Below are 13,374 nucleotides of genomic sequence, written 5' to 3' on the forward strand. Positions count from 1 at the left end.
ATCAGAGATAATCGTTCTTGTTGATTCTTTTTCTTAGTTCCTTGTTCCTTGTATGTTGTTTCTTTGACTCCAGTCTTTTCTCTTTCGCTGCTTTGGTGGGTTTGGTGGGCTTTCGTATTTTCCGTTTAATCAGGGAAGTCGTTATCAGCTGTGTTATTTTGCGGATCACTTCATCCTTATTACCCAGTTGCGATCTTTCAGACTGCGATTTCACCAGCAAATAACCATCGTCGGTAATACGATTACTGAGCCTTTCTATAATCAGGGCCTTTTGTTCAGCAGAAAAAAATACAGAATCGGCCACTTTCCAACGGCCTTCCACCATGGTTTCCACCTTGTTTACATTCTGGCCACCTTTGCCACCGCTGCGTGCAGTCTGAAACAATATCTCAGTTCTAATATCTATCTTCATTTCAAAATAAAGTTCGTACAAAAAGCGGAATCAATTATGAGAATTGTGATACAAAGAGTGAGCGAAGCGTCAGTAAGGGTAGATGGAAATATTACGGGCAGCATTGGGAAGGGGTTACTGGTACTGATGGGTATTGAAGATGCAGACACAAAAGAAGACATTGAATGGCTGAGTAATAAAATTGTGAATATCCGAATTTTTGATGATGCCGACGGTGTAATGAATCTCTCTGTAAAAGATACCGAAGGCGGAATTTTACTTGTAAGCCAGTTTACCCTGCATGCAAGTACAAAAAAAGGAAACCGGCCATCGTATATAAAAGCATCGAAACCCGAAATTGCCATACCGGTTTATGAATCCATGATAGCTCAGTTATCGCTTGATCTGGGTAAACCTGTTCAGACAGGTATTTTTGGCGCCGATATGAAAGTGAGTCTGCTGAACGACGGTCCTGTAACCATTGTCATGGATTCGAAAAACAAAGAGTGATGGATATTGAAAACAGAGAAGATATTGAAAAATTGATGCGTGTATTTTACGCAAAAGCCATTCCAGATGAAATCATTGGTCACTATTTTACTGAAGTGATTCAAATGGATCTTGAACAACACCTGCCGGTAATTATTGATTTCTGGGAAACGGTATTATTTGGTGTTGCCAGGTATAAATCGAATGCTATTGCAGTTCATCAGCAGCTGCACGCCAAGTCTGCTTTTACCGATCAGCATTTTGAAAGATGGGTAAACCTATTCCAGTCAACAATCGATGAATTATTTTCAGGTGATAAAGCAGAGCTGGCTAAACAAAGAGCTTTATCTATTGCAACGGTCATGAAAATAAAAACCATACATGGCGAATTGACCATCAATACAAAACAATAATACCATGACAATACAAGAGGCGCAACAACAGGTAGATCAATGGATCAACACAACAGGTGTTCGTTATTTTAACGAGTTAACCAATCTTGGCATATTGATGGAAGAAGTAGGAGAGCTGAGCCGGCTGATGGTGCGGCAATATGGAGAACAGTCGTTTAAAGAATCAGATAAAGGAAAAGAAATCAGCGATGAAATGGCCGATGTACTATGGGTGCTCATCTGTTTGGCCAACCAAACCGGTGTAAACCTGACGGAAGCGCTGGAGAAAAATTTCAACAAAAAAAATATCCGCGACGCAGAGCGGCATAAGAATAATGAGAAGCTGAAGTAACAGAAGAACAGAGAAATGTCGAATATCCAATGTTGAAGTGCGATTTTACTTCGACGTTGGATATTCGACATTTCTCTGTTGGTTATTTTCCAAAAATGCTTTTCTGCTTCGCCATTTTCTCAATTTCCGCTACAGAACGGGGAGAAGAGGCAGAGAGGTTACGGTGACCGTCTTTGGTAATCAGGATATCGTCTTCAATACGAACACCGATGCTCCACCATTTTTTGTCGCACTTACTTCCCGGTGGAATATAAATGCCGGGTTCTACTGTTAAGAAAACTCCTTCCTGTAAAGTACGTGGTCCCATATCGTGTACATCCAATCCGAGATGGTGAGATGTACCGTGTGGGAAATATTGACGTGCTTCCTGTTCATTGGCTGCAATACCCAGTTTAATGAGTCCGCGATTGATGACACGACGTGCGGCCGCATCAACAGCGCCAAATGCATTGCCGGGTTTACAGGCTGCAAAACCAGAATCCTGTGCTTCGAGAACCAGCTCATAAATGATTTTTTGCTCGGGAGTAAATTTGCCATTTACCGGAATGGTTCTGGTAACATCAGCCGTATAGCCATGGTATTCTGCTGCACAATCACTCAGTAGCAGATCTCCATCTTTCATTAAACGAAGATTGGTAACATAATGAAGAACGCATGCATTTTCTGAAGATCCGTTAATGCTGGGATAGCCGGGATATTCAGAACCATTTTTCTTGAAATTATATTCCATGATGGCCTGGGCCTGGTATTCTGTCATGCCGGGTTTAATTGCACGCATTACATCATTATGACCTTCGCAGCTCATGAGTGTAGCTTTTTCCAGCAACCTGATTTCTTCTGGTTGTTTAATACCTCTTAAAGCAGACATAATCCTGTTGGTAGAATAACGAGGATCAGCAAGTTTTTTCCCGGAATTGATGACATTATCTATAATACCAGCCATCCGCGATAATTGGTCGCCGGTACTGTATTTCGAGAGAATACCTTCCCCTTTGTATAAACTCAGGATAGAATCAACTGTATTAAAGTCGAAAGTACTGGCCGTGAATTTATCGTTGGTGAATACGTTTTGAATTTTGTATTTATTCTTTACACCTTCTACACCCAGAATTTTACCTGTCCACATTTCCTGTTGTGGATTGCGGTTTTGCACAAAAATGAACTCGGTTCCTGTAGCACCCAGAATGGTTACTGGTTGTTTGAAGAGGAGTAAAAGAGAATTGGGCTCTTCCAGTCCAGTGAAATAGTAGAAATTTTTACTTTGTGCATATTGGTAGTCTACATCATTGTTTCTTACCCTTACCTGGGAGGCAAAAAATACGCCTACGGAGTTATTGGGCATCATTTCCCTGAAAGCGGCACGGCGACCGGCATGAAACTCGGGGCTAAGGTAATCGTTAGGGTACTCTGTGGTTTGCTGGGCCAAAGCAAAGGCCGGCATCAATAAACAAAGCAGCCTGAAGCATGTTTTTCTGAGCATGTTGTATTTTTTTTGAGCGCATTAAAACTATAGGTTTTCAGTGAGCCGGGCTAAAAAAAATGAGGAAAGGCCAGGAGGGAAGCTACATGCCACAAGCTGCAAGCCACAAGGTTTGGGTTAGAATACTTGTAACCTGTCGCTTGTAACTTGCCCCCACTTTCTTATTCATATTATCTTTTTTACACTACTTGTTGCTTGTCGCTTGCAGCTTGTAGCTTATTCTCTTACTTTTGCCCCGTTATGAGCATACAACAAGACAATCGTTTCCAGGCCATTATATCACATGCCAAAGAGTATGGATTTGTATTTCAGAGTAGTGAAATTTATGACGGGTTAAGTGCGGTATATGACTATGGTCCGTATGGTAGCGAACTGAAGAAAAATATCCGTGATTACTGGTGGAAAAGCATGACGCAGATGCACGACAATATTGTTGGTATCGATGCGGCCATCTTTATGCACCCCACCACATGGAAAGCCAGCGGTCACGTAGACAATTTCAGTGACCCGATGATCGATAATAAAGACAGTAAGAAAAGATACAGGGTTGATCATTTGATTGAGGCCAAAGCGGATCAATTACGAGAAAAAGGTGCGGAATCAGAAGCCGATGCATTGATTGCGCAAATGGATCAATTATTGGCAGCAGAAGATTTTGCGGGACTAAAACAGTTGATGACCGACCAGAAAATTGTTTGTAGTGTAAGTGGTACAGCCAACTGGACCGATATACGCCAGTTCAACCTCATGTTCTCAACCCAACTGGGTTCGGTGGCCGAAGATGCCGATACTATTTACCTGCGTCCCGAAACGGCACAGGGTATTTTTGTGAATTTCCTGAATGTGCAGAAGACGGCGAGAATGAAAATACCTTTTGGTATTGCACAAACAGGTAAAGCATTCCGTAATGAAATTGTGGCACGCCAGTTTATCTTCCGCATGCGTGAATTTGAACAGATGGAAATGCAGTTTTTTGTTCGCCCCGGCACACAGATGGAATGGTATAATTACTGGAAACAGGAAAGACTGAATTGGCACAAGAGCCTTGGCATTCCGGCAGAAAAATACCGTTACCACGATCACGTAAAACTGGCGCATTATGCCGATGCAGCGTTGGATATTGAATATGAGTTTCCGTTTGGTTTCAAAGAAGTAGAAGGTATTCACAGCAGAACCGATTTCGACCTGAAGAGCCACCAGGAATACAGCAAGAAAAAACAGCAGTATTTTGATGCTGATGTTGATCCTTCAACAGGGAAACCTTATGGCAACTATATTCCCTATGTAGTAGAAACATCCATCGGTCTGGATCGTATGTTCCTGTTGGTGATGAGTCATGCGTATGACGAAGAAACCCTTACCAAAGAAGATGGTTCAACAGATAGCCGGGTAGTGATGCGTATTCCGGCAAAAATTGCACCCAACAAACTGGCCATTCTTCCGCTGATGAAAAAAGATGGTTTGCCAGAAATTGCAAAAGAGTTACTGGAAGAATGCAAACCGCATTTCAAATGTTTCTATGAAGAAAAAGATGCCATCGGAAAACGTTATCGCCGCCAGGATGCCATCGGCACCCCATTCTGCGTAACCATCGATCATCAAACCAAAGAAGACGGCACGGTAACCATCAGGCATAGAGATAGCATGATGCAGGAAAGAGTTGCGATGAAAGAGGTCAGGAGAATTGTCACAGAGGCGTTGTAAACAGAGGAATAAGAAATAGGAAATAAGGAATAAGAAAGTAATATGAGTAGCGTATTTATACACAGTATAAATACGCTACTTTTTTTTAAGTATATAGATGAAATTTGTGTGATAAAGCTGTTGTATGGAAACCAGATACAAATTTGATCTTGAAGACAGGTTGATTCAATTTGCAGTTTGCTGTATTCAGACGGCAGAGAAACTTCCGAGGACATTTGCAGGAAATCATTTGGGAGGGCAATTGACCAGAAGTGGGTCAGCACCGGCTTTGCATTATGGCGAGGCCCAATCCGCAGAATCCAGAACCGATTTTATTCATAAAATGAAAGTCGCACTCAAAGAATTGCGCGAAACAAGAAATTGCCTGGCTATTATAGAAAAATTGAACTGGGAAATTCCAATTAACCTGTCAACAATAAGACAAGAATGTACAGAACTCGTATTTATCTTCCTTAAAAGCATTGATACCGCCAAAAAGAACAATACCCGAAAACCCCTCCCTTCCTGATTCCTTATTTCTCTATTGACTTTCTTATTCCTTATTTCTTATTCCTCTGTTTCCTCACCCATACAGTTCCAGATGAATATCTTTCTTCTCATACCCCATAGCAATAATCCGTTGCTTCGCTTCATCGATCATATTTTTCCAGCCACAGAGATAAAAATGGGCGGGTTTTTTATTGATGCGGAGTAATTCTTCGTACACACCGTGAACATATCCGGTATAGGCGCCATCAGGAACCAATTCTTCACGGGAGAAAACAGGATGGTAGTAAAAACCCGGTTCATCTTTTTCCAACTGTTTTAATTCAGGACCATACAGGCAATCGCCATGTTTGCGGCAGCCGAAAATAATATGTATTTCCTGGTGTGGAAGTTTGTGCCGGTGAATATGATGTGCCATGGAACGGAAAGGTGCAATACCTGTTCCGGTACATATCAGAAAAAGATCTTTCTCAATCATCTCAGGTAAGGTAAATACACCCTGTGGACCACGAAGTGTTAATTCACTGCCTACCTGTATTTCTTTAAATAAATAATTAGTGCCTGCGCCATCTTCGAGTAATACGATGACGAGTTCAATAATATTGGTTCCATCCGGTGCCGAGGCAATGGAATAGCTGCGCCAGCGTTTGTTCTTTTTTTCATGAATCGGGAGATCCAGTGTTACAAACTGTCCGGGTTTGAAATCAAAGGAAGCCAATTCCGGGATCTCGATCCAGAAACGACGTGTAGAATCGGTAGCGTCTTCAATCCTGATGACTTTTCCGGTGCGCCATGGTTCAAGCATACGAATGGTTTTACACAATATAAGATAATTTGTTCAAGGAACTCCTGTGGAGAAAATGAGGCAATTTGGAAATTTGGAAATGGGGGGATTAAACAACGCAGTTGTTTAATTTTTTAACCAGCCACTCAAATTTGTACTCATTTCCAAATCTCCAAATTCACAAATTTCCAAATTAAAAAAGGCGCAGTAAATAGTTACTGCGCCTTTTAATAGAGATAAATCCTGCTTTTATTTAGGATCTAATGCTCTCTTTATTTTCTCAGCGAGGTCCTGTAAATGGATCTTGCTCATTCTGTCGGCATTGGTAGCTGCTGCTGCATTTACCTGTGCACGCAACTGTGTAAGTTGGGCACGTGCAATGCTGTAAACATCACTGCGACTGTTTGCGCCTGAAGCATAAGGATTGTTGAATCCGCCACCACCAATAATAATTCCTGTTACGGTAATATTAGGAGGATTGAGTAAATTATTCAGTTTCTCTACATAGCTCTTCTGCAACATTCTGCGATAGTTGTCGATAGCTTTATTTGATTTCAACTCACTGAATAATTCATTCTGCAGATCGCCCATCATTTCCAGCGCACTGTAAGCTTTATCAGCACCAAAACGTTCTGCACTATACTGCATACGATTCAGTCTGTCGAGTGTCAGCAAACCAGCCAATGTACCTTCCTGTGTTGCTGCTAAAGGATCAGCAGTACCCGGTGCATTAATCTTGTTCCAGATTTTTTTATCAATCAACCAGGTTGGCGTCTGGAATACCTGACGGTTCAGGTAACCCAATGCATCGCGCTGCATGGCTTTTGGAGTAGGCTCATAAACAGGCTCATCCTGCTCAGCTACTTTAAAAGTTTCATATACACCACCAATGTTACGGGTAACATGACCAACATAACGACGGAACTGTCCTAAAAGCTGACCATACATGGTAGCAATATTTTCATTCTGATCGCCTTCTTCTTTGGTCCACTCATTCAGGTTAGTCAGGATACGCTGTAAGTTTTTTACACCATAATCACTTGCCTTAACTGCATTATCACTCAGGTCTTCGCTCTGGCTTCTTGGGTCGGCCTGATTGCCAGACTCATAAGTGCCAAACCATGTGCGTGGATTGGCTTTCAGTGTTTCAGTAACCAGTTTGTTACTGTTCTTTTTTACCTCTTCCTCAGTAGCACCTGGAATATAGCCATAACCCCAACGCATGGCCCATGCATCATAGTCGCCAATACGTGGATATAAACCTGCTTTAGAAATATTGTCTTCAGGCTGAGCCACATAGTTAAAACGGGCATAGTCCATGATAGAAGCAGTATGTCCATTGGCTTCAACCCATGCTTTATCACGTAATTTATCAACCGGTGTCTTGCTGCTGCTCCCCATGTTGTGGCGCAGACCGAGTGTATGTCCTACTTCATGTGATGACACAAAGCGAATCAGGTCACCCATCAAATCATCATCAAATTTCATACTACGGGCACGGGGGTCTGTAGCAGCGGTTTGAATCATATACCAGTCGTGTACCAGTTTCATTACATTATGGTACCAGCCAATATGGCTTTCAAGGATCTCACCACTTCTTGGATCGTGCACATTAGGTCCGTATGCATTTTCTGTTGGAGAAGCGAAATAGCGAACTACAGAATAGCGCGCATCTTCCAGACTCATGGTAGTGTCGTTCTCTGGCCACTCTTTACCGATGATGGCATTTTTAAAACCGGCTTTTTCAAAAGCTTTCTGCCAGTCATTAATACCGAGGATCAGGTGTTTTCTCCACTGCTTGGGAGTAGCGGGGTCTATATAATAGATAATGGGTTTCTTGGGTTCAACCAGTTCACCTCTTTTCCATTTGTCGGCATCTTCGTCTTTGGGTTCCAGTCTCCAACGAACAGCAAATTCCTTGTTTTCTACTTTCTGCTGATCATCGCCGAAGAGTACATAATCATCTGTGAAGAAACCAACACGCTTATCTGCAATTCTTGGTGTCATTGGTTTTTCAGGCAGTAATAACATGGAAGTATTCAGTTCAATGGTAACGGCACCTGAGGCACTTGCTGCCGGGATATTGCTACCACCGCCGCCACCAAGGCTGATCACGGCTCCGCCGCCACCTGCACTAAAGGTTTTAACCGTTCTGATTTCGGTATTAATGGGGTAAGTACTGATTTTCTGGATATAAGACCTGTCGCCGGCAATCGGACCAAGACCAAAAGAACGTTTGATATTGGCATTGATACTAACCACCTGGTTATCGCCTTTAAAATAATCGGTAACATCCAGTACCACAGAGGCACTGTCTTTACCAAATGCCGCGATGGGGAAAGAGGCGGCAATGGCATTCAGGTTAGAATTGGTAACAGCTTTATAGATATCATCTTTAGGATCTGCTGCGTTGATCAGTGTAATGGTACGCAGAAAGATATTGCTGTTAGGGCCTTTTTCAAAAGCCAGGGTTTGCTGGTTGGCCACTTCACCACCATAGGCACCACGACCGGCACCAGAAATGGCAGGTACTTTAATGTAACGTGTAACTGCAAGAATTTCACGGCCTAAGATGGTATTGGGTACTTCAAAGTAGTATTTATCATCTACTTTATGAACCGTAATCATACCTTTCTGTGATACTGCTCTGCCTGTAATAACGTCTTTGTAAGCCCTCGGGCCCTGACGTGGAGCACCGCCGGTAAACCCTCCGGGAAGATTGCCGATCTGAGGCGTACCAGCCGGGCGGGTGGTGTCTCTGGTTTGGGCAACCGACACAGTAGAAACCAGCATTGCTGCTGCGATAAAATAATTTCTCATTGTTTCAGTTAAATGGTTTTGAATAATCGTTAAAGATAGCATCGTAAATTAATCAACAATTTTTTTTCCGATAGTGTTGGATGAAAGGTAAAATCTTTAATTTGGGTCGGTGAAAAGGTAATTCAGGTTTTTAAGAAACCCCTTATCTTGCCCACCCTTGAAAGTGTACAGCTTTGCGGCTTTTTGCCGAATCAAATTTGCCGCTTTCAGGAAAATACCTATTTTGTAACCCCTTTCGGACTTTTGAAACAATGTTTGACCTGTGAATTACATTTTTCATTAGCATTGCGAGGATAATTTTTTAACTCAACTGTTATTTTAAAAAACAAAAATCAATCGAATCATGGCTGAGACAAAACCAACTGCAACAGCTCCAAAAAGCTCCACGTCTGTTCAACCTAAAAAGGACAGTAATTTAGTTGCAACACTTGCCCCCATTTTATGTATTCTGGGTGGTTATTTTATCTGGCGCATAGTGTTAGGAAGTGCTGGTAATTTTACCAATCCAGATCCTGATCCAAGTCATTGGTTCTGGCCTGCACACCAGGGTCCAAAAGGTACTTTCACAAAAATGTATGAAGGTGGTATCGTAGTACCGATCCTGATTGGTTCATTCCTGATTGCAGTTACTTTCAGTATCGAAAGAATGCTCACTATCTCTAAGGCAACTGGTGCCGGTAATATTGCTGAGTTTATCCGTAAAGTACAGTTCCACCTGGCTAACAAAGAAGTTGATAAAGCTTTGGCTGAGTGCGATAAGCAAAAAGGATCTGTAGGTAATGTTATGAAAGCAGGTCTGCGTAAGTATAAAGAAATGATCAGCAATACTGAACTCGCTACCGAGCAGAAAGTATTGAATATTCAGAAAGAAATTGAAGAAGCTACTGCACTGGAATTACCAATGCTGGAAAAGAACCTTGTGTTCCTTTCAACCATCGCTTCTGTAGCAACCCTGTTGGGTCTGTTCGGTACCGTATTGGGTATGATCCGTTCATTCTCTAAACTAGGTGATGAAGGTGGTGGAGAAGCTGCACGTGAACTGTCTCAAGGTATCTCTGAGGCCCTGTACAATACTGCACTGGGTATCGGTACCTCTGCGATTGCGATCATTATGTATAATATGTTTACCACTCGTATCGATGGTATCACTTATGGTATCGACGAGTCTGGATTCACTTTAACTCAAAGCTTTGCTGCCAACTATAAATAATCGTTGATTATTTATATGGAAAATGAAAAGTTTTGAATCTTAATTAGTGAATGCTATAAATAAATAACAATGGGAAGAGCCAAATTACCTCGTAAAAGTACCAATATCGACATGACAGCCATGTGCGATGTGGCCTTTCTCCTGTTGTCGTTCTTTATCTTGACTACAAAGTTTAAACCGGCTGAAGCCATTGCTGTAACCACTCCTAATTCAGTGGCAGCAAAAGTGGCCCCCGATAAAGACATTGTAATGATTACGATCGACAAGGATGGCAAGGTATTTATTACGATGGATGAAGAACAAAAGAAAGAAGCGGTGTGTAATGCGCTGAACTCGCAATTGAACCTGAATATGGATGTTGCTGCATTCAAAAAAGCAGGTTTTTATGGCGCACCCTTCGGACAGATGGCCTCTTTTCTGGCATTACCTGAAGAACAGCGTAAGGGCGAAAAATTACCCGGTATTCCTGTACTGGACTCAACCGATAACCAGATGGTTACCTGGATGAGGGCTATTACAGATGCCTACCTGGGCGATAAAATGAACCTGCTGGTAAAAGGCGATAATGCGGCCAAGTATCCGGCTTTTAAAGCTGTGATCGATGCTTTCAAGAAAACAGATCAGCTGAAATTCCAGATGATCACCAATCCTGAAAGTGTTCCAACAGGCACCGAACTTTGGAAAAAAACCATGTCGGGAGAGAAAAGAGACGAATAAATACTGTTGAACCAGTAGTAAGTAAACAAATTACTCACGAAAACTAAATTCTACCGTTATGGCAGAAATGGATACCTCGAGTAGCGGGGGCCACAAAAAGGGCCCCGGGGTCAAGAAAGGGAAGAAACTCTCTACCCGTGTTGATCTGACGCCCATGGTTGACCTGGGCTTCCTGCTCATCACATTCTTTATCTTCACCACAACGATGAGTCAACCTACGGCTATGAAGCTCTTTTTACCAAAAGATGCCGAAAATCCGGAGGATCAGAATAAGGCAAAAGAATCAGGTGTTATTACCCTTCTGTTAGGAAAAGACAATAATGTCTTCTACTACGAAGGTCAACTGGCACCGGATGGTTCTAACTTCAAATCATCCACTTTCAAGGAAATTCGTACTGTACTGCTCGAGAAAAAAGCACGTACCAACGAAAAAGACCTGGTTGTGGTATTGAAGCCTTCATCTGAAAGCACTTATAAAAATGTGGTGGATATTCTGGATGAAATGACCATCAATGTGTTAAAGCGCTATGCGCTGGTGGATATTTCCCCTGTCGAAGAACAATTGGTAAAGTTGTCTGATGCCGGCGGCGGCGCTTCAGCTTCTAATTAATTGGTTTTTTGGTATGGAAAATACCACAACATGAATCATACATTTTAAAGACCTAACAATGGACGTAAATAAAATTTTAACCGCGGATATCCTCGATATCGTTTTTGAGGGTAGAAACAAAGAGTACGGTGCGTACCAACTCCGCAGAACCTATAATAAGCGTATTACTTACGCTATCATAGGAACTGTGGTAGTGTGCCTGCTTTTCCTGGGAGGTTCATTGATTGCCAACTCATCCGACAAAGAAAAGACCCAGATCCTCGTACAGGATATGGAGCTTGAAAAAGTGAACCAGGATGAGAAGAAGCCTGAACCACCACCTCCGCCACCACCACCCAAACAGGAGCCTCCTAAAGTGGAGATCACCAAATTCACCCCTCCCAAAATTGTGAAGGATGAAGAAGTGAAACCCGAAGAGGAAATCAAGGAAGTGGAAAAACTGGAAGATACCAAGATCGGTACCATCAACCAGGAAGGTATTAAAGATGAAGGTATCGTTGCTCCACCCGTGGAAGTAAAAGGTACCGGTGTGGTAGAAGCCCCCAAACAGGAAGAAGATTATGATAAAGTATTTACTGTGGTACAGATCCCGGCGGAATTCCCCGGTGGTTTGCCTGCCTGGACCAAATACCTCGAACGTAACCTGAACAGGGACCTGCCCGTTGAAAATGGTGCACCTCCCGGTAAATACACGGTGATCGTATCATTCATCGTTGATAAAAACGGTGGTATCAGTGAAGTAAAAGCTGAGAACGACCCCGGTTATGGTACCAAAGACGAAGCGGTACGTGTAATTAAACGCGGACCCAACTGGAAGCCAGCCGTTCAGAACGGACGTCAGGTAATCTATCGTCACAAACAAAGTATCACATTCATGGTATCGGAAGAGTAATCTCTTTATCTGATAAATTTTAAAAAAGCCATCACGTGTTAAGCGTGATGGCTTTTTTTTAGTGAGTAGTGAGTAGTGAGTAGTCAGTGAGTAGAAAAAAACTCACTCACTACTGACTACTCACTACTCACTCTCTCTTATGGAATTTCCTCCCCCAGGCGTCTCATTAAAAACACAACGCTATGGAAAAGAAATTCAGCCAGCGAAATGATATCCTCGAGATATTATTTGCACATCGCAACAAAGACTATGGTGCTTATGAATTACGTGTGATGTATAACAAACGCATGAAGTATGCACTGTCTGCCATGTTCATCTTATGCTTATTATTTACAGTAGGTTCTATTCTCGCCAACGCAAAAGATGAAACAAAAAAACTGGTTTATACAGGTCCTGAAATTGAACTGAGTAAAGTAGATGAACCACCGGTAGAAGAAGTAAAACCACCCGAACCTAAAATTGAAGAACCACAAACAGCTACAGAAGTATTAACACCGCCAAAAATTGTAGAAGACGACCAGGTGAAAGAAGAAGATATAATGCAGGAGGTAGAAGCGTATAACGACGTAAAGATTGGTTTGGAAAAAATTGAAGGAACGGCAGACGAGGGAATTGTAGCGCCCCCGGTTGAAGTAAGCACCGGCCTTACGAAAGGCATAAAATCGAAAGACGATGAACTTGATGCTGAATTCAAAACCGTTCAGATTGCGGCCGAATTTCCGGGAGGCATAAAAGAATGGCAGCGTTTTCTGGAACGGAATTTAAACAGTGATTTACCCACCGATAACGGAGCACCGGTTGGTGTATATACGGTAACAGTTTCATTTGTTGTAGATACAGAAGGAAAAGTAAGCGATGTAAAAGCAGAAAATGATCCAGGTTATGGTACCAAAGATGAAGCGGTAAGGGTCATCAGAAAAGGCCCTAAATGGATACCCGCCAACCAGAACGGAAGAGCAGTGGTATACAGACATAAACAGATGATTACATTCAAGGTATCGGAGCAGCAACCCTAACGTGAGACATTATAAGAAACACTCCGTGAAA

14 protein-coding genes are annotated in these 13,374 nt (G+C 42.3%); 10 read left to right on the top strand and 4 right to left on the bottom strand.

Going from position 1 to position 13,374, the window contains the following annotated elements; translation table 11 throughout:
- Position 1 precedes the first annotated feature (1 nt).
- Positions 2-412 (bottom strand): alternative ribosome rescue aminoacyl-tRNA hydrolase ArfB, encoded by a 411-nt coding sequence (arfB, locus tag KXJ59_RS02690; protein ID WP_295200855.1) that lies wholly within the window; start codon positions 410-412, stop codon positions 2-4.
- A gap of 36 nt (positions 413-448) precedes the next feature.
- Here arfB and dtd point away from each other — a divergent pair, with 36 nt between their 5' ends.
- Genes dtd through KXJ59_RS02705 form a run of 3 tightly spaced genes read left to right on the top strand, consistent with a single transcriptional unit; the run spans position 449 to position 1,624 of the window.
- On the top strand, positions 449-901 hold the full coding sequence (gene dtd / locus KXJ59_RS02695) for a D-aminoacyl-tRNA deacylase (protein ID WP_295200856.1): 453 nt from the start codon (positions 449-451) through the stop codon (positions 899-901).
- Complete coding sequence (locus tag KXJ59_RS02700; protein ID WP_295200857.1) at positions 901-1,293, top strand: group III truncated hemoglobin; 393 nt, start codon at positions 901-903, stop codon at positions 1,291-1,293. The genes dtd and KXJ59_RS02700 overlap by 1 nt, the downstream gene beginning before the upstream one ends.
- Before the next feature lie 4 nt (positions 1,294-1,297).
- Positions 1,298-1,624 carry a nucleotide pyrophosphohydrolase gene (locus tag KXJ59_RS02705; RefSeq protein ID WP_295200859.1) on the top strand — a complete coding sequence of 109 codons (327 nt, stop codon included), beginning with the start codon at positions 1,298-1,300 and terminating at the stop codon, positions 1,622-1,624.
- Between the two features lie 82 nt (positions 1,625-1,706).
- Here KXJ59_RS02705 and KXJ59_RS02710 read toward each other — a convergent pair whose 3' ends face one another.
- Positions 1,707-3,104 (bottom strand): aminopeptidase P family protein, encoded by a 1,398-nt coding sequence (locus KXJ59_RS02710; RefSeq protein WP_295200861.1) that lies wholly within the window; start codon positions 3,102-3,104, stop codon positions 1,707-1,709.
- 240 nt (positions 3,105-3,344) lie between these two features.
- Between KXJ59_RS02710 and KXJ59_RS02715 the strand changes: the two genes are divergently transcribed.
- Together KXJ59_RS02715 and KXJ59_RS02720 are read left to right on the top strand one after the other, a co-directional pair.
- Positions 3,345-4,808, top strand: a complete 1,464-nt coding sequence (locus KXJ59_RS02715; RefSeq protein ID WP_295200863.1) for a glycine--tRNA ligase — start codon at positions 3,345-3,347, stop codon at positions 4,806-4,808.
- 124 nt (positions 4,809-4,932) lie between these two features.
- Entirely contained in the window at positions 4,933-5,316 is a 384-nt protein-coding gene (locus KXJ59_RS02720) for a four helix bundle protein (protein WP_295200865.1), read from the top strand.
- Between the two features lie 54 nt (positions 5,317-5,370).
- Here the strand turns inward: KXJ59_RS02720 and KXJ59_RS02725 are convergent, their stop codons facing one another.
- Both KXJ59_RS02725 and KXJ59_RS02730 read right to left on the bottom strand, forming a co-directional pair.
- Positions 5,371-6,099 (bottom strand): FAD-dependent oxidoreductase, encoded by a 729-nt coding sequence (locus KXJ59_RS02725; protein ID WP_295200868.1) that lies wholly within the window; start codon positions 6,097-6,099, stop codon positions 5,371-5,373.
- Positions 6,100-6,327: 228 nt separating this feature from the next.
- Positions 6,328-8,898, bottom strand: coding sequence for a zinc-dependent metalloprotease (locus KXJ59_RS02730; RefSeq protein WP_295200871.1), 2,571 nt, complete (start codon positions 8,896-8,898; stop codon positions 6,328-6,330).
- Positions 8,899-9,241: 343 nt separating this feature from the next.
- Between KXJ59_RS02730 and KXJ59_RS02735 the strand changes: the two genes are divergently transcribed.
- From KXJ59_RS02735 to KXJ59_RS02755, 5 genes are all read left to right on the top strand, one after another.
- A complete protein-coding gene (locus KXJ59_RS02735) occupies positions 9,242-10,108 on the top strand; it encodes a MotA/TolQ/ExbB proton channel family protein (RefSeq protein ID WP_295200872.1) in 867 nt (288 codons plus the stop codon).
- A gap of 69 nt (positions 10,109-10,177) precedes the next feature.
- Positions 10,178-10,825, top strand: a complete 648-nt coding sequence (locus KXJ59_RS02740) for a biopolymer transporter ExbD (RefSeq protein WP_295200873.1) — start codon at positions 10,178-10,180, stop codon at positions 10,823-10,825.
- Positions 10,826-10,883: 58 nt separating this feature from the next.
- Positions 10,884-11,435, top strand: a complete 552-nt coding sequence (locus tag KXJ59_RS02745; protein WP_295200875.1) for a biopolymer transporter ExbD — start codon at positions 10,884-10,886, stop codon at positions 11,433-11,435.
- A 58-nt stretch (positions 11,436-11,493) separates the two neighbouring features.
- Positions 11,494-12,327 carry an energy transducer TonB gene (locus tag KXJ59_RS02750; protein WP_295200877.1) on the top strand — a complete coding sequence of 278 codons (834 nt, stop codon included), beginning with the start codon at positions 11,494-11,496 and terminating at the stop codon, positions 12,325-12,327.
- A gap of 182 nt (positions 12,328-12,509) precedes the next feature.
- Entirely contained in the window at positions 12,510-13,343 is an 834-nt protein-coding gene (locus KXJ59_RS02755; protein ID WP_295200878.1) for an energy transducer TonB, read from the top strand.
- Positions 13,344-13,374 lie beyond the last annotated feature (31 nt).

The organism is Sediminibacterium sp. (assembly GCF_019264485.1).
Lineage (GTDB): Bacteria > Bacteroidota > Bacteroidia > Chitinophagales > Chitinophagaceae > Sediminibacterium.